This is a genomic window from Streptomyces sp. NPDC054770 (assembly GCF_053611985.1).
In genome coordinates this window covers 142,081-156,907 of record NZ_JBSHBL010000011.1, presented here as the reverse complement: position 1 = coordinate 156,907, position 14,827 = coordinate 142,081, and the positions used below count along the sequence as shown (strand labels likewise).

17 protein-coding genes are annotated in these 14,827 nt (G+C 71.5%); 8 read left to right on the top strand and 9 right to left on the bottom strand.

Annotated elements, in window-relative coordinates; translation table 11 throughout:
- Nucleotides 1-125: 125 nt before the first annotated feature.
- Complete coding sequence (locus ACWGKQ_RS13250; RefSeq protein ID WP_453292019.1) at nt 126-1,112, bottom strand: arabinan endo-1,5-alpha-L-arabinosidase; 987 nt, start codon at nt 1,110-1,112, stop codon at nt 126-128.
- Nucleotides 1,113-1,314: 202 nt separating this feature from the next.
- Between ACWGKQ_RS13250 and ACWGKQ_RS13245 the strand changes: the two genes are divergently transcribed.
- On the top strand, nt 1,315-2,076 hold the full coding sequence (locus ACWGKQ_RS13245; RefSeq protein WP_453292018.1) for an intradiol ring-cleavage dioxygenase: 762 nt from the start codon (nt 1,315-1,317) through the stop codon (nt 2,074-2,076).
- Between the two features lie 49 nt (nt 2,077-2,125).
- Here ACWGKQ_RS13245 and ACWGKQ_RS13240 read toward each other — a convergent pair whose 3' ends face one another.
- Nucleotides 2,126-2,845, bottom strand: a complete 720-nt coding sequence (locus ACWGKQ_RS13240; protein WP_453292017.1) for a hypothetical protein — start codon at nt 2,843-2,845, stop codon at nt 2,126-2,128.
- Between the two features lie 66 nt (nt 2,846-2,911).
- Nucleotides 2,912-3,394, bottom strand: coding sequence for an ATP-binding protein (locus ACWGKQ_RS13235; RefSeq protein ID WP_453292016.1), 483 nt, complete (start codon nt 3,392-3,394; stop codon nt 2,912-2,914).
- A 129-nt stretch (nt 3,395-3,523) separates the two neighbouring features.
- Between ACWGKQ_RS13235 and ACWGKQ_RS13230 the strand changes: the two genes are divergently transcribed.
- The 4 genes from ACWGKQ_RS13230 to ACWGKQ_RS13215 are packed head-to-tail and all read left to right on the top strand — an operon-like array spanning nt 3,524 to nt 5,393.
- Complete coding sequence (locus ACWGKQ_RS13230) at nt 3,524-4,345, top strand: helix-turn-helix domain-containing protein (RefSeq protein ID WP_453292015.1); 822 nt, start codon at nt 3,524-3,526, stop codon at nt 4,343-4,345.
- Nucleotides 4,342-4,584, top strand: a complete 243-nt coding sequence (locus ACWGKQ_RS13225) for a DUF397 domain-containing protein (RefSeq protein WP_453292014.1) — start codon at nt 4,342-4,344, stop codon at nt 4,582-4,584. Before ACWGKQ_RS13230 ends, ACWGKQ_RS13225 begins: the two co-directional genes overlap by 4 nt.
- Entirely contained in the window at nt 4,581-4,856 is a 276-nt protein-coding gene (locus ACWGKQ_RS13220) for a hypothetical protein (RefSeq protein WP_453292013.1), read from the top strand. Before ACWGKQ_RS13225 ends, ACWGKQ_RS13220 begins: the two co-directional genes overlap by 4 nt.
- Nucleotides 4,857-4,880: 24 nt before the next feature.
- On the top strand, nt 4,881-5,393 hold the full coding sequence (locus ACWGKQ_RS13215) for a hypothetical protein (RefSeq protein ID WP_453292012.1): 513 nt from the start codon (nt 4,881-4,883) through the stop codon (nt 5,391-5,393).
- 12 nt (nt 5,394-5,405) lie between these two features.
- Here ACWGKQ_RS13215 and ACWGKQ_RS13210 read toward each other — a convergent pair whose 3' ends face one another.
- The gene (locus ACWGKQ_RS13210; protein WP_453292011.1) at nt 5,406-5,876 is read right to left on the bottom strand and encodes a pyridoxamine 5'-phosphate oxidase family protein; all 471 of its coding nucleotides are present in this window, start codon (nt 5,874-5,876) and stop codon (nt 5,406-5,408) included.
- A gap of 101 nt (nt 5,877-5,977) precedes the next feature.
- Nucleotides 5,978-6,370: a nuclear transport factor 2 family protein gene (locus tag ACWGKQ_RS13205; RefSeq protein WP_453292010.1), complete on the bottom strand. Its 393-nt coding sequence runs from the start codon at nt 6,368-6,370 to the stop codon at nt 5,978-5,980.
- 122 nt (nt 6,371-6,492) lie between these two features.
- On the opposite strand from ACWGKQ_RS13205, the gene ACWGKQ_RS13200 reads away from it, so the two are divergent.
- Nucleotides 6,493-7,284, top strand: coding sequence for a helix-turn-helix domain-containing protein (locus ACWGKQ_RS13200; RefSeq protein WP_453292009.1), 792 nt, complete (start codon nt 6,493-6,495; stop codon nt 7,282-7,284).
- Nucleotides 7,285-7,379: 95 nt separating this feature from the next.
- Here ACWGKQ_RS13200 and ACWGKQ_RS13195 read toward each other — a convergent pair whose 3' ends face one another.
- Together ACWGKQ_RS13195 and ACWGKQ_RS13190 are read right to left on the bottom strand one after the other, a co-directional pair.
- Nucleotides 7,380-8,645: a S53 family peptidase gene (locus ACWGKQ_RS13195; protein WP_453292008.1), complete on the bottom strand. Its 1,266-nt coding sequence runs from the start codon at nt 8,643-8,645 to the stop codon at nt 7,380-7,382.
- Nucleotides 8,642-11,023: a hypothetical protein gene (locus ACWGKQ_RS13190; protein ID WP_453292007.1), complete on the bottom strand. Its 2,382-nt coding sequence runs from the start codon at nt 11,021-11,023 to the stop codon at nt 8,642-8,644. Before ACWGKQ_RS13190 ends, ACWGKQ_RS13195 begins: the two co-directional genes overlap by 4 nt.
- Before the next feature lie 391 nt (nt 11,024-11,414).
- Between ACWGKQ_RS13190 and ACWGKQ_RS13185 the strand changes: the two genes are divergently transcribed.
- Complete coding sequence (locus ACWGKQ_RS13185) at nt 11,415-12,401, top strand: GlxA family transcriptional regulator (protein WP_453292006.1); 987 nt, start codon at nt 11,415-11,417, stop codon at nt 12,399-12,401.
- Nucleotides 12,402-12,417: 16 nt separating this feature from the next.
- On the opposite strand, the gene ACWGKQ_RS13180 is transcribed toward ACWGKQ_RS13185, so the two are convergent.
- On the bottom strand, nt 12,418-12,792 hold the full coding sequence (locus ACWGKQ_RS13180) for a cupin domain-containing protein (protein ID WP_453292005.1): 375 nt from the start codon (nt 12,790-12,792) through the stop codon (nt 12,418-12,420).
- Between the two features lie 69 nt (nt 12,793-12,861).
- On the opposite strand from ACWGKQ_RS13180, the gene ACWGKQ_RS13175 reads away from it, so the two are divergent.
- Nucleotides 12,862-13,302 (top strand): MarR family winged helix-turn-helix transcriptional regulator, encoded by a 441-nt coding sequence (locus ACWGKQ_RS13175; RefSeq protein WP_453292004.1) that lies wholly within the window; start codon nt 12,862-12,864, stop codon nt 13,300-13,302.
- Between the two features lie 55 nt (nt 13,303-13,357).
- On the opposite strand, the gene ACWGKQ_RS13170 is transcribed toward ACWGKQ_RS13175, so the two are convergent.
- The gene (locus ACWGKQ_RS13170; RefSeq protein ID WP_453292003.1) at nt 13,358-14,809 is read right to left on the bottom strand and encodes a carboxylesterase/lipase family protein; all 1,452 of its coding nucleotides are present in this window, start codon (nt 14,807-14,809) and stop codon (nt 13,358-13,360) included.
- Nucleotides 14,810-14,827: the final 18 nt, after the last annotated feature.

Below are 14,827 nucleotides of genomic sequence, written 5' to 3'. Positions count from 1 at the left end.
CGCTACCAACGGGGTCTGTGCCCCCGGGGAAACGCGGGTTGCCGGGGACGCTTCGTCCGGATGACGTTCGGACGTCGTCCGGACGACGTCCGGGTGTCGCCACGATGCCACCACGGCCGGGGCGCTCAGTAGGCGACCGGCCATCCCGAGCTCCAGTCCAGGAGGTTGATGCCCAGCTTCGGTGTCCCGCCGTCGTTGCCGTCGTAGTAGTGGTAGACGATCAGGTCACCGTCGGTGTCACTCATGATCGACTCGCCGCCGGGGCCGATGACCGCGCCGTGGGACTCCAGGACCGCCGTGCCGCCGTTGTCCGTCATCGCCACGCCGCTCCTGTCGTAGTAGGGGCCGGTGACCGACGTCGCCCGCCCCACCTTGACCTTGTACGTCGAGCTGGTGCCCTGGCAGCACAGGTCGTAGGAGGCGAAGAGGTAGTAGTAGCCGTTGCGCTTGACGATGTACGGCGCCTCGACCGCCTTGCTGCCCGTGGGCCGCGCGGCGAGCGAGTGGCGGGTGGTGTCGCCCGCGTACTGCTTCCCGGTCGACGGGTCGATGCGGATCATCTTGATGCCGGTCCACCAGCTCCCGAACGACAGCCACCAGGTGCCGTCGCCGTCGACGAAGAGGTTGGGGTCGATGGCGTTGTAGTCGCCGGCGGACGTCGACGTGTAGACGATGCCGTAGTCCGACCAGGAGCCGGGCAGGCCCGTGGTGGAACCGGCCAATCCGATGGCCGAGGTGTTGGAGCCGAAGGTGGAGACGGCGTAGTACATCAGGTACTTGCCGCCGTGGTACGAGATGTCCGGCGCCCACGCCTCCGTGGCGTACGCCGACCACCAGGCGGGCTTGGTGGTGAACGCGTCGGAGCCCGCCGTGAAGGCGACGCGGTCGGTCGAGGTCCTGTAGGCCAGGCCGCCGCCGGTGGAGTAGAGCAGGTAGCGGCCGGCGGAGGTACGGACCATCGTCGGGTCGTGGACGACGACGTCACCGGTGACCGTGCCGGGGTTGGGGTAGGCCGACGCGGTGGTGGGGACCAGGGCGAGCAGGATCGCGGCGGGGAGGGCGAGGAGTGCGGTGCGGGTGCGGGTGCGGGTGCGGGTGCGGGTGCGGGGCACGCTGGGCCTCCTTGTGAAGTTGTGCGGAATGTCGAACGGCGATCGCCAATTCGGACGGACCGTAGAATCGAATCGTTTTGCCGTCAACGGTCTTCGCACGTGTCACCCGTCAACCCACCTGTCTCAACATGGGACTTGACGGGCACTCACTTTGCAAAACTGACAGCCGGCCGACAGGTGTCATTCCTACGGTGCCGTGTCCATGACAGACACCTCAGATGACGCCCGCTCCGTCGGCCGCCGTACCGTACTCGTCGCCACCGGGACGACCGCCGCTGCCCTGGCCGTAGGCGCAGCGCTCTCGACCGAGGCCCCCGCTGCCGCCGCCGCCCCCGACCTCCAGCCGGCCGCCGCAGCGGCAGCGGTCTGCACCCTCACGGAGGAAATGACAGAAGGCCCCTACTACCTCGACGGCGCGCTGGTCCGCACCGACATCACCGAAGGCAAGGCGGGCATCTCGCTCAAGCTCGTCCTCACCGTCGTCAACTCCGCCTGCACCGTCATCCCCAACGCCCTCGTGGAGGTCTGGCACACCGACGCGCTCGGCGAGTACTCCGGCTACGTCGGCAACAACGGCCACAGCGAGGCCGACGACGGCACCTTCCTGCGCGGCGGCGTCCTCACCAACTCCAGCGGCGTCGCCAACATCACCACGATCTACCCGGGTTGGTACCGGGGCCGCTGCATCCACATCCACGTGAAGGTCCACACGGGCGTCACCCTGACGTCCAACGGCTCCTTCACCGGCGGTACGACCGTGCACACGGGCCAGCTCTTCATCAACGAGACCATCACCACGGCGGTCGCCAAGGTCTCGCCCTACTCGACCAACACGACCACCCGCACCACCCTCGCCCAGGACGGCATCTACGACGACGGCGGCGCCTCCTCCGGCCTCATGACCGTCACCGGCTCCACCACCGCCGGCTACACCGGCACGCTCACCCTGGGCGTCTCCGGCTGACGCCCCGGGCCCCGGGGGACGACGAGGTGCGCACGTCCCCCGGGGCCCCTCACCCGGAGTCCCCGGTCGCGGTCCTGCGCCGTACCTGCCAGTACCACTCGTTCTGCACGGCCGTGGAGAAGCCCGTCACGGAGCAGATCAGGGCCTGGAGGGCGGCCAGCAGAGCAGCGGCCTCCCACCAGAGACGGGGCGCCGCGGGCCGGGAACCCCGGTGGACCGCGAACCGGCCCTCGGGGTCCACGGTGACGGTGAGGCGGTCGCCGGTGGCGAGGCCTTCGGCGCTCACCGTGCCGGCCAGCCGGTGACCGGACAGATCGGCCAGCCGGGCCACCCGCCCTCCCGCGCCCAGACCGCCGGCGCCGTCGGCGTAGTACACCGAGGTCACGACCGCCTGCTCGACCCGACCGCGGTCGTGCAGCGCCTGCTGCTCCAGCGCGTAGGTGAACACGGCCGTCGTCAGTGCGACGCACACCGCGGCCACGACATCCGGCTTCCCGAACTCCCGGTGCGCGTCGAGGAGCAGACCGACCAGTCCGATCAGGCAGCCGGTCGCGACGACGACGCCCACGAAGATCAGGAGCGACGACCACCAGTCGGGCGTGCTGGCCACGCCGTACGCGATGCCGAACGAGCCGGCGGTCACCAGGGCACTCGCGGGGACGGCCAGTACGGTCCACAGCACCCGCACGGTCCACTTCCGCAGCCGCGTCGTCTCCCCGGCCTTCTCCATGACACGTACCACTCTCTCGGTCACGCCGAAGGCGGCCACCAGAGTCCTCCTTCGAACGGGTCCTACCCAGACCACCGGGGGCGATACCTGCGGCGACGCCTGACGTCACGGGCGGGGTGCCGCGCAGCGGTGCAGCCGGAGCGGCAGGTCCACCTCGGCCCGTACGGTCTTGCCCGGTGCGCCGTCGCAGTCCCGCTCCAGCACCTCCCACCGATCGGCCAGCGCGTCCACGAGCACGAGCCCGCGCCCACCGGCGTCCAGCGGCCCCGCCGGCCGTACGTCCCGGGGGCCGGGCGGCCGCCGTCCGTCCCGGGTGTCGGTGACCTCGATCCGCACGCTCCCCGTCACCACCGAGAGCCGCAGCTCGAAGTCCCGCCCGGGCACCCGGCCGTGCGTCACGGCGTTCGCGGCCAGCTCCGCGACGATCACCGAGACCTTGTCGATCACCTCCGCCGACGCGAACCGGCCACCCCACGCATGGAGTTGGGCAACCGCGAGATGCCGCGCGAGCCGGGCGCCCCGCGGGGTCGGGCTGAGCCGCTGGGCGAGTGTCCGACTGACGGTGACGGTGGTGGGGGGTGCGTCCATGCCCCCAATCTGGCGCCTGGAGCAGGCAGTTCTCCAGGTGGGAGCCGCGTACGCCGGACCCGCGTACGCGGTCACCGACTGGACCGTACCGGTGACTCGCCGTCACCATGGGGTCGGGAGGTGGCCTACGTGGGCGATGGAGCGGAGCCGGAGTCGTCGGACAGTCTGCGGACCTTCGGGGCGGTGGTCCAGGCCTTGCGCGAACACGCGGGGCTGAGCAGGGAGGAGTTCGGGGAGCGGGTGCGGTTCTCGAAACACACGGTGGCTTCGGTGGAGTTGGGGAGGCGGATGCCGGACGAGTCGTTCGTGGAGGCGGCGGAGGAGGCGCTGGGAAATACGGGGGCCTTGCGGCGAGCGGCGGGGCATGTGGCTCGGCAGCCGGGGTTGGCGGCCTGGTTTCGGCGGTGGGCGCGGATGGAGGCGACGGCGATCACGCTGTACACCTACGAATGCCGGTTGCTTCCTGGGCTGTTGCAGACGGAGGCGTACGCGCGGACGTTGTTCACCCAGCAACTGCCGCCGCTGGACGACGAGCAGATCGAGGCGCAGTGGGTGGCCCGGGCGGACCGGCAGCGACTGCTGCGCGAGCGCCCCAACACGGCGTTCAGCTTCATCCTGGAGGAAGGGGTGTTCCTGCGCCGGACGGGTGGGATGGAGGTCACCAGGGAGCTCCTCGATCACGTGCTGCGGCTCGCGGAGCTGCGGAACGTCGAGATCCAGGTCATGCCGCAGGTACAGGAGACGCATGCCGGCCTGGACGGTCCCATGCAGCTGCTGGAAACACCCGAGAACCGCCGCTTCGCCTACTGCGAAGGCCAGGAGAGCGGTCAGCTGATCGCTGATCCAAAAGTGGTCAGCATGCTCCAGATGCGGTATGCCAGGATGCGCTCGCAGGCTCACACTATTAGAGACTCAGTCGGCCTGCTGAAGCGGATGCGAGGGGACTTATGAGCACCACCAACCTGGCCTGGTTCAAGAGCAGCTACAGCAGCGGCGGTTCCGGCGACTGCGTCGAGGTGTCTCTTTCCTGGCGCAAGTCCGTGTACAGCATCAGCGGTGCCGGTGACTGCGTCGACGTCGCCACCCGCCCCGCCACCATCCACATCCGCGACTCGAAGGACCGGCAGGGCCCCCAGCTCACCGTCTCCCCCGACGCCTGGGCCAACTTCCTTACGCACGCCGGAGTATGACCCTGCGCGGGGCACCTTTCGGCCGAGGCAGCTTCGCGCGGTTCGACGCTGACGGCGTTCCGGAGGAACGGGGCCCTGCGGCCCGCGCGCGGATCACCGACACGAGCTCACCGCGGGACTGGGGCCTGTACTCGCTCGCGGCCCTCGGCATGGTCTTGGTGGTCGACTCCATCGGATACCTGGTCCGGGTGGGGTCCGGATACGGCGCGGAGGGATCGGTCGGCGCCGCGCACGCGGACTGGCTGCCGTTCTTCGCGGCACTGCTGAAATGACGGCCGTCGTGGGAAGATCCAGCCATGTCCAGACGTGTTTTCGCCGTGTTCCTGGCACTGAGCGCCGCCGCCCTCACCTCGTGCTCGGACGGCGGGGGCACGGCCCTGGACGGCGCCGGGCAGGGCAGCAACCTCGTCGGGTACGAGCACACCCAGGTAGGCAAGGAGTACTGGGTGACCATGCCGGAGATGTCCAACAACTCGGGTAAGCCGCTCACCGTCCTCGGCGCAAGGATCGTCCATGTGCCGGCCGGTCTGCGCGTCACGGGTTACCGGGTCGTCAGTGCCGGCGCCGGCGGTCACGTCATAGGGGTGATACCCGTAGGCGTCACGGACGACAACGCCCTCTATCACAAGGGCAGTTCGTTCCAGGTCAAGGCGCACGGCTCGTCGGACCTGTACTACGAGGCCCGGGTCAGGGTGACCGGCGCCGTACACGGTGACCTGACCACCTGCCGCTACGAGTACCGGCAGGGCTCCACCACGTACCACGAGGACATCGGCTGCGACACCCGGATCCGCCTCGGCAAGCCCTGACCGGCCCAAGCCCTAGACCACCCACTTCCCGTCGCGCATCAGGGTCCGTCCGGCCAACTCCGCAACGGTTCCCCATGCTTGCAGCACCTGCGGGGTGACCTGGAAGAAGACATACGACGGGTGGTCCTCGCGGGGGTCCCAGCCGTCCTTGGCGGCGAAGGCGTCACCCACCCCCTTCGGAAGCTCCTCCCGGGTCAGCGTGCGCGCGATGCCGTGGACCAGGACCACGTCCCGGGTAGGACCGAAGGAGAGCCGGACCCGGCCCGAGGCACGGAGGTTGCGCCCGGTCGGGTTGGTGTCGCGGGTGGACAGCCAGACGGTCTCGCCGTCCCACCAGAAGGCAAGCGGAACGAGGCACGGCTCGCCGGTGCTGTCGGCCGTGGCGACCCATACGTCAGTGTCCCGCGCGAGCCGTTCCAGGGCCTCCTGCTTGCGCTGCTCCGGGCTTCGGGGTCCGCTGGGGCGAGAGTCGACTGATGCCATGCGGCGAGGCTATGACGTACAGCACTTGGTCACATCGGGCGGCGGAACTAGGGCGAGAGACGGAGGACCGTACTCGTACGGACCCGCTGGCCCGACCCGGCCTAGTCGTGCGCCTCGGGGTCGAACCCCTCGGGCGCCCGGTCGAGGAAGACCGTGACGGAGCTGATCCGGCCGTCCGCGTCGAGGTGCAGCACGTCGGTGCCGGTGGCGAAGGACGTACCGGCGCCGTCGCCGGTGAGGATCTCCCACCGGAGCCGGGCGCGGTCGTGGTGGACCTGCGGCTGGTCGCGCAGGCGGAGGGTGACCGGGCCCATGTGGGCGGCGAACTGGTTGCGGAAGTCGATCAGCGCCTGGGTCCCGTTGAGGACTCCGATCTGGGCGCGGTACTCGACGCCGTCGGCGAAGGCGGCTGCCGCGTGCGCGCGCTGCTCCTGCTCGGTCCCGGTGTTCCAGAACCGTACGTACTCGTCGAGCCGTTCGGCGGTCTCGGTCATGGTGACTGTCCTTTCGCGGTGAACCGTGCTGCTCTGCTGCGACTTTGGGGCCGCGCTGCGCGCGCTGTCGATGACCTGCGAGGTCATTGCCGTGGCCCGCGCCGCCGGGCAGCCTGGGAGCCATGACGACGACCACCACCGAGCCGGTCGGAGTGCAGGTGCGGCGCTGGCGCGAGCGTCGCCGGCGTTCGCAGCTCGACGTGTCGCTCGCCGCCGAGTTGTCGACCCGGCACCTGAGCTGTATCGAGACCGGGCGGGCGAACCCGAGCCGGGACATGATCCGGCGGCTGTGCGACGAACTCGACGTGCCGCTGCGGGAGCGCAACGCGCTCTATCTGGCGGCCGGTTTCGCGCCGGTGCACCGCGAACGCGCCTACGCCGATCTGGGCGCGGCGCGCGCGGCGGTGGAGGCCGTCCTCACCGGCCACGAGCCGAATCCGGCGCTCGCCGTCAACGTGCGGTGGGAGCTGCTGGCCGCGAACCGTGCCATGGGACTGTTCCTCGGTGACGTCCCGCCGGACGTGACCGGTCCGCCGCTGAACGTGCTGCGGGCGACCCTGCACCCCGACGGCCTCTCCGCACGCATCCGGAACCTCGCGCAGTGGCGTGCGCACGTGCTGCGCCGGCTCCGCCGCCAGCTGGACCGGACCTCGGCCGCAGGACTCGCCGAACTCCTCACGGAACTGGAGAGCTACCCGGCCCCCGGGCCGGACGAGCCCCGGGACCCCGGATCACCCCACGACGACCTGGTGGTCCCCCTCCGCCTGTCCTCCGACCACGGCGACCTCGCCCTCCTCTACACCACCACGGTCTTCGGTTCCCCACGAGACGTGACCCTGGACGAGATCGCCATCGAGACCTTCTTCCCGGCGGACGCACGCACGGCTGCGGTGCTGCGGGCGATGACCGAATGACCAGTCGGTCGTCAGGCGACTCGAGCACCCCGAACCGGCCGTGTCGGTGCCGGTGTTGGTGGGGGCCGGCGACAGTGCCGGCCCCCACCGCGCGGTCAGAACGCCGCGAGGCCGTTCGGTGTGCCGTTGCCCGTGGGGCCGTCGTAGCCGGTGGCGCCGTTGCACTGGTAGTCGCCGCCGCAGTCCACGCGCTCCGCGTTGGTGCCGCCCACGACGTCGTTGAGTCCCGTCGTGCCGCCGTAGAAGTACGACGCGTCCGCGTACCGCTCCGGGTTGCCCGCCAGGGCGATGACCCCGGCGATGTACGGCGCGGACGCGCTGGTGCCGCCGATGACGACCCAGCCGGGATAGCCGCCGTAGCTGTCGTACACCGCCGGACCGGTCAGCGGGTCGGCGACCGCCGCGACGTCGGCGACCATCCGGCCGGGGCAGTTCTCGTCGGTCTGCCAGGCCGGTTTGCCGACCCACGCCGAGCAGCCGCTGCCGGCGCCGCCGTAGGAGTTGCCCCACGCCTTCTCGGTCCAGCCACGGGCGTTGTCCGCCCGGCTGAGCGAGGTGCCGCCGACCGCGGTGACACTGGTGAGGTCGGCCGGCCAGTTGGGAACGCCGTATCCGTAGTCGCCGGAGGACACGGTGATCGCCACGCCGGGGTGGGCGTAGGAGGCCGAGTAGCTCTGCAGGCCGTTCGACTCGGCCGTGCCGTAGCTGTTGGACACCTCGGTGGCGCCCAGCGCGACGGCGGTGTCCACGGCCTTGGACAGGTTGGCGACGCTCGCGTCGTCGCCCTCGACGAGCAGGATGCGGCAGTCCGGGCAGGCCGCGGACACCATGTCCAGGTCGAGGGAGATCTCGGCGCCCCAGCCGCGGTCGGCCGGCAGCGGTGTGCTCTGCCCCTGCTGGTCGACCTTGCTGAAGCAGCCGTTGGCCGTGGTGCACGGTGGCAGGCCGTACGTCTGCCGGTACACCGCCAGGTCGGCCTCGGCCTTCGGGTCGTCGCCGGCGTCGACGACCGCCACCGTCTGGTCCGCGCCGCCCGAACTCGGCAGGTCGTAGGCCGCGTCCAGGTCGGCGGGGCCGTACCCGCCGGGCAGGGAGGTGGCGGTGGCGTTGGTGGTCGTGCTGCCGACGGCGTTCGGGCCGCGGACGCCCCTGCCGCCGTCGATGGCGGTGCGGACCAGCGAGAAGCAGCGCGCGAAGCCGGGGCTCGCGGCGCCGCACGCCGGGGTCACACCCGCGGAGGCGGCGCTCGCCGACGTGGCGTTCGGCGGCGTGGCGTTCGCCGTGGACGCGGTCGTGGCCACCAGCACGGCGGTCAGGGCCACCAGAAGCACGCGGATACGGGACGGGGTCGCCGGGGTCATCGGGCACCTCCGGCAGTGGTGGTGGACGACGTGGTGGCGGGCTTGGCGATGGTGTACGCGTTGGTGACGGTCTGGGTGATCGAGCCGCCGGCCGCGTCGGTCGCGGTCACCTTCAGTGCGGGTGAAGTGCCGCGCGCTGAAGCCGGGTTGAGCCACGCGACCTGGTACGTCCCGTGCCCGCCCACGACAAGGGCGGGCTTCCAGGTGGCGCCTGAGTCGTAGGAGACGGACACCTTCGCCGAGGTGATCCGGGAGTGCGAGCCGGCGCCGTCGTAGGAGACATGGCCCACGTCGAGCCGCATGGTCTGGATCGGCCGGTCACTCGTGTTGTCGTTGTCGGAGGTCAGCCGGTAGCCGAGGGTGAGGGCGGGGAGGATCTGGCAGGGGGTGGCCGCCGACTTGCCGAAGCAGGTGTCCGTGTCGGGCAGCGCGCTGCCGCCACCCGTGCGCGGGACGTACCGGAACGTCAGGTCGGTGTGCGTCCTGGTCGACTGGCTGAACGCCGGATCGGCGCTCAGGTCGGTGTCGTACACCGTGCGGTAGGTCGTCGGCGTCGTCGGCGCCCCCTGGATCTCGACGCCGTACTGGTTCGTCGAGTCGAAGACCCGCTGCCCGTCCGCGTACAGGGTGAAGTGCTGCGGCACCGTCACGAACGCGTAGAAGCCGACGTGCGTCGCAACGCTGTCGACCGCCGGGTCCAGGATCATCGTGAGGTTCGGACCCGCCGCGCAGGCGTAGCAGAACTGGTAGCCGACGTGCCGGCCGAGCGCGGGCTTCAGCGGGCCGTGGTTCCAGTCCACCGAGTACGAGCGGCCGCCGGCGAAGGTGACGGGATCGGCGTACTGCCACACGGCGCCCGGGGAACTGGCCATCTGCTCCCAGGTGCCGCCGTCACCCGTGCCGAGGTACTCCGTCAGGTCGGCGGGCCACTGCTGCCCGTTCCACGGGCTGACCTGCGTGGCCCCGCCGGCGGCGTTGTAGGAGTCGACGAAGCCGTTCAGCAGGGAGCCGTGGTAACTGTTGTCCGCCGCCGGGTCGATGGCGAAGTGCTGGTGCACCGTGGCGAGCGTGCGGGCCGTCTCCCCATGCGTCTGGTCCGCGGGTACCCCGTCCGACCCGTACGCGAGGTCGTAGCGGTACGCGTCGCTCGCCGTGGTCGCCGTGGCGCCCCACTGGATGACGTCGTGGATCTCGCCGACCTCGGCGGCGGGCTGTGCGTTGGTGTACAGCGGGGTGCTGCCCCACATCAGCAGCAGCATGCTGGCCAGGGCGCCGGTCGCGTCCCGCCGGAAGTAGTCCGCCATGAGGATGTCCTGGACCGCCGGACGCGGGGTCCGCACCGAGAACAGCGAGCTCGCGGTGGTCTCGTCGAGCGACACCGTGGTGGTCCCGGTGGCGGAGACGGTGAAGTCGCTGAGGGTGAACTGGCGCACGGCGGACAGCCGGCCCTGCGCGTCGTAGTCGTAGAAGAGGCCGTAGAGCCCGTAGTTTCCGGCCGGCACCGCGACGCGCGCGACGCCGTCCACCACGGTGACGGAGGTGTTCTCGCGCGTGAGCGAATCCGTGTTGTACAGCTGCAGGTAGGCGGTGGCCGGCAGACCGGTCGGCCCCGTCACGTCGATCTGCAGGATCTTCAGGGGGTACTTGGGGCCGACGGTTCCCTCGGGAGTGCCTTCGGCGGGCGCACCGGCCAGGCTCATCGAGGTCAGCCCGTCGAACAGCGGTGTGCTGCCCGGCCGGCGGCCCGCGGCCACGTCGGTGCCGATCGCCCTGCGCAGCGCCGCGGTGAACGCGGTGCCCGAGGAGGCGGTCAGATATCCGTGCGCGGTGGCACCGGACACGGAGGTCAGGGTGACCCCCGCGGGCCCGGTCGGGGTCGTGCCCGGGGCGAAGGACAGGTCGACGGATATTCGGCCGCCGGTGCCGCCGTCGGCGGTGGCAACGTTGTCAGAGGCTGTGCCGGCGGTGCCGGAACCCTCCTGGTCCTGTGCGAGCCGGGTGATGTCGAAGAGCGAGAGGTCGAGTCCGTTGCCCAGGTAGGGCATCGCCACCGCGGGGATGGCGTAGTGGTCGCCGGACGCGTCGTCGTACGACTCGATGGCGCCGTCCTCGCCCGCGGCCGGGCGCGCGATGTACGTCGGCTGCTGACCGGGCCGGGTGGTCACGACGATCCGGTCGCCCGTCACCAGGGTGACGGTCGTCTGGGTGGTGCTGACACCGGTCGCCGTCAACGAGGTGGCGGCGGTGCGGGTACCGGTGTCCGCGGCGGCGGGAAAGGCGGTCAGGAGAGCGCAGGCCATGCCGACGGAGACGGCGACGGCGGCGAGACGGCGCCGGCCGGCGCGCCGCTTCGGGGGTCTGAGCAGGGGGAACGGCATAGGGGGTCCAGCCTCCTCGGGTTCGGGCATGGGAACTCGCCGCAGGGAGGCCACACTTCGTGCGCGACGGCGACTCTGCACCCGAAGTCGTGACCTCAGCTGGGGCAAGCACGCCGCCTTTGGCGCGTGGTTCGCGATCAGTATCGGGACGCGGGAGGGATCGCACAAGAACGCCGCGTTGCCCGACTCCGGGTTCCGACGGATCGTCAGATGGCTTTCCGTGGACGGTTGTTGGCCGAGCATGGCCACCTCGCGCCGCCCCGCACCACCACCGCGTCCGGTCTCCGCCGCGACGTCACGGCCGCACCTCGGCATTACGGCCGCACCGCGGCATCACGGCTGCGCCGCCACGCGCGATGGCCGGATGGGCCGCAAGCGATAGAATCGTGCCATGTCCGTCACCGTCGGCTTCCTGCCCACCCGCCCTCACCGGGTCGTCGTGCTCGCCCTCGACGGGGTCTACCCGTTCGAGCTGGGGATCCCGAACCGGGTCTTTCCCGGGGTTCCCGGTGCCTACGACGTGGTGACCTGCGCGGCGACGGACGACCGTACGGTGGCGACCAACGCCGACTTCACGGTCACCGTCGGGCACGGGCCCGAGGCGCTGGAGAGCGCGGACACCGTGGTCGTGCCGCCGTACGACATGGCGCGGATCACGCAGGAGCTGCCCGAGCCGGTCGCCGCCGCGCTGGCCCGGATCCGGCCCGGTACCCGGATCGTCTCCATCTGCACGGGGGCCTTCGCGCTCGCGGCGGCCGGGATGCTCGACGGGCGGCCGGCGACGACGCACTGGGCGCTGGCGCCGCGGTTCCGGCGGATGTTCCCGCACGTGGCGCTGGATCCGGACGTGCTGTTCATCGACGACGGGGATGTCCTGACCTCGGCCGGGGCGGCCTCCGGCGTCGACGTGTGCCTGCACATCGTGCGCTCCGACCACGGCAGCGCGGTCGCCAACAGTGTGGCCCGGATGTGTGTCGTACCGCCGTGGCGGGAGGGCGGCCAGGCGCAGTACATCGAGCTGCCGGTGCCGGACGAGGGCGCCACCGGTACGGCGGCCACCCGGGCGTGGGCCCTGGAGAACCTGGAGCGGCCGCTCGCGCTCCGGGAGCTGGCCGCGCACGCCCGGATGAGTCAGCGCACCTTCGCGCGCCGGTTCCAGGAGGAGACGGGGACGAGCCCGGGGCGCTGGCTGATTCAGCAGCGGGTGCACCGGGCCCGTCATCTCCTGGAGACCAGCGAACTGCCGGTCGACCGGATCGCGGCCGAGGTCGGCTTCGCCACGGGCACCTCGCTGCGGCAGCACCTGCACGCGGCGATCGGCGTCTCCCCGCAGACGTACCGGAACACGTTCCGGACATCGGCGACGGCCAGGGCCTGAGCCACCAGCACCCCGGCTAGTGGGCCCAGGGCGGTGCCATGGTGCTGCCGTCGGCCAGTTCGGCGGTGAGTCCGACCCGTGTGGTGACCCACATGTGGGCGGGCTGCTCGTCGGTGTTGGCGAGCGCCAGTTCGGAACCCGCAGGTGCCACTGCCGCGTCACCTGCGCGGAGTTCGGCGCTGTCGCCGTCGATGGTGAGCCGGAGGCGGCCGGAGAGGACGTAGAAGGTCTCCTCCTCGCTGATCGTGTGGGTCGGCCCCACCATCGCGGCCGGGATCTCGACGCGCCAGGCGGCAAGGTCCCGGCTGCCGGTGCCCGGACGGACGTAGGAAACGAAACGGCCCCCGTGGATCTCGTGCACGACGGCCTCGTCACTGCGGATGAACGACATGCCGGCACCCTATCTAGACAAGTTCCTTGTCTAGATAGACAAGCGGATTGACGAGTTATAGTCAAGCTCATGGACGACGCCGTGGCCTTCTCCGCAAGCGTGCTGGCACTGTCCGGACAGCTGGTGCAGGAGATCCACATCCGCGTGTCCCGGCAGGGGTTCGAGGATCTGCGACCCGCACACGGCTTCGCCTTCGTCCGCATCTCGGCAGGCGGCGCCACCACGGCCGACCTGGCCGAGCACCTGGGGGTGACCAAGCAGGCCGCCGCCCAGCTGGTCGAGGAGCTGGTCCGAAAGGGATACGTGGAGCGGCATCCGCACCCGCACGACGCTCGCGCCCGCCTCCTGGGACTGACCGAGACCGGCTGGGCCGCCACGCGCGCCGCCGACCAGGCGGCCCGGGAGGCCGTCGCACCGTGGCGACAGGCACTGGGCGAGGCGCGCTTCAGCGAACTCGTCGCCGACCTGACACGACTCGCACCGCCGGGACCGATCCGCCCCGCCTGGTGAGCCGACGGCCCACCACCCTGGAGACCGCCGGCTGGACGTGCCGTCCGCCGTCCGCTCAGCCGAAGTGGCGGACGCGGGCCGGTGTCGCCGGGGCGTACGGGAGCCAGTCGTGGACCGAGCCGGTCCTGACGAACTCGGCGACCGCGGTGCCGAACTCGTGTCCCAGGGCACGCTGGGCGTCTCCGACCCCGCCGAGCATCGGGCTGTCCGGGTAGGCGTCGAAGGTGTTGAAGAGGAAGGGCAGTTCGACGCAGTGGGCGGCACCGAGGGAGTGCGGGTCCTCGGCCGGGCGGTAGTCGAACTGGTAGACGTAGGTCGCGTTGCCGCCGGCCGCGTGGTGGTCGGCGATCTCCAGCGAGCCGTCGCGGAAGAGCGCGTCGGTGCCGATCGCGGTGAAGATCTGTGCAGGGGTGCCCTGCGGGAGCCGGGCGGCGTACGCGTCGTGGACCGTGCGGGCCCGGTCGCCGGCCTGGGCGGACAGGAGGTCCAGGGCACCGGCGGTCGTGAGGTGCTGGATGTGCGGGTCGAAGGCGAAGAAGGACGTCGCCTCGTCGGCGGTGGTGCCGATGAGCAGCGGCTTGCCCTCCAGGGCGCCGTCGGTGAGCGCCCGCTGCCAGGTGCGGGGCATGCCGGGGGCACCGAGCACCGGGTACATCGGCGGGGCGGCGTTGCCGGGGCGCGCGATCCGGACCGCGAGCCGGCCGTAGGCGGACAGGAGCTGCTCGGCGGTCAGCGCGCGCAGGGCCTTCGCGATGTCGGCGCCGGCCTGGATGCCGAGCAGCCGCAGGTAGGCCTCGGCGTGCTCGGCCGCGTCCGCGGGGTCCTGCGGGGCCAGGCCGAAGGGGCCGCTCTGCACGAGCACCCGGGTGACGAAGCCGGAGGTCTGCGGGTCGAGCGCCAGGGACAGCGTGGAGTAGGCGCCGGCCGACTGGCCGCCGACCGTCACCTCGCGCGGGTCGCCGCCGAAGGAGGCGATGTTGTCCCGCACCCAGCGCAGCACGGCGGCCTGGTCCTGGGGGCCGAGGTTGGCGGCGCCGATCTGCGGGAGGTAGAGGTAACCCAGCGGTCCCACCCGGTAGTTGGCGGTGACGACCACGATGTCGCCGAGGGCGGCGAGGCGGCCGCCGTCGTACCAGTCCCAGCCGCCGGAGCCGCTGGTGAAGCCGCCGCCGTGCCACCAGAGAAGGACAGGGCGGGGCGTGCCGTCCGCCAGGGCCCCGCGCGGCGCGAAGACGTTGACGGTGAGGCTGCCGTCCTCGTTCCAGTCCGGCACCCGGCGCCCCATCACCTGTTCGAGGCGGGACGGGCCCTGCGGAACGGCCGGGCCTGCCTGCACCGCCTCCCGCACCCCGGCCCATCCCGGGTGCGGCCGCGGCGGGGCGAACCGCAGCTCGCCGACCGGCGACGCGGCGTACGGGATGCCCCGGAAGGAGACCGCCCCGCCTTCCGCGATGCCCTGGACCCTGCCCCGGTCCGTGGCCACGACCGGGTTCTCGACGCCCACCATGGTGCTCACCTCTCTCGG

Coding starts and splice junctions, on each gene's coding strand:
- ACWGKQ_RS13245 (WP_453292018.1), top strand. CDS start 1,315: ATGACAGACACCTCAGATGACGCCCGCTCCGTCGGCCGCCGTACCGTA.
- ACWGKQ_RS13235 (WP_453292016.1), bottom strand. CDS start 3,394: ATGGACGCACCCCCCACCACCGTCACCGTCAGTCGGACACTCGCCCAG.
- ACWGKQ_RS13225 (WP_453292014.1), top strand. CDS start 4,342: ATGAGCACCACCAACCTGGCCTGGTTCAAGAGCAGCTACAGCAGCGGC.
- ACWGKQ_RS13220 (WP_453292013.1), top strand. CDS start 4,581: ATGACCCTGCGCGGGGCACCTTTCGGCCGAGGCAGCTTCGCGCGGTTC.
- ACWGKQ_RS13215 (WP_453292012.1), top strand. CDS start 4,881: ATGTCCAGACGTGTTTTCGCCGTGTTCCTGGCACTGAGCGCCGCCGCC.
- ACWGKQ_RS13210 (WP_453292011.1), bottom strand. CDS start 5,876: ATGGCATCAGTCGACTCTCGCCCCAGCGGACCCCGAAGCCCGGAGCAG.
- ACWGKQ_RS13205 (WP_453292010.1), bottom strand. CDS start 6,370: ATGACCGAGACCGCCGAACGGCTCGACGAGTACGTACGGTTCTGGAAC.
- ACWGKQ_RS13200 (WP_453292009.1), top strand. CDS start 6,493: ATGACGACGACCACCACCGAGCCGGTCGGAGTGCAGGTGCGGCGCTGG.
- ACWGKQ_RS13195 (WP_453292008.1), bottom strand. CDS start 8,645: ATGACCCCGGCGACCCCGTCCCGTATCCGCGTGCTTCTGGTGGCCCTG.
- ACWGKQ_RS13190 (WP_453292007.1), bottom strand. CDS start 11,023: ATGCCGTTCCCCCTGCTCAGACCCCCGAAGCGGCGCGCCGGCCGGCGC.
- ACWGKQ_RS13185 (WP_453292006.1), top strand. CDS start 11,415: ATGTCCGTCACCGTCGGCTTCCTGCCCACCCGCCCTCACCGGGTCGTC.
- ACWGKQ_RS13180 (WP_453292005.1), bottom strand. CDS start 12,792: ATGTCGTTCATCCGCAGTGACGAGGCCGTCGTGCACGAGATCCACGGG.
- ACWGKQ_RS13175 (WP_453292004.1), top strand. CDS start 12,862: ATGGACGACGCCGTGGCCTTCTCCGCAAGCGTGCTGGCACTGTCCGGA.
- ACWGKQ_RS13170 (WP_453292003.1), bottom strand. CDS start 14,809: ATGGTGGGCGTCGAGAACCCGGTCGTGGCCACGGACCGGGGCAGGGTC.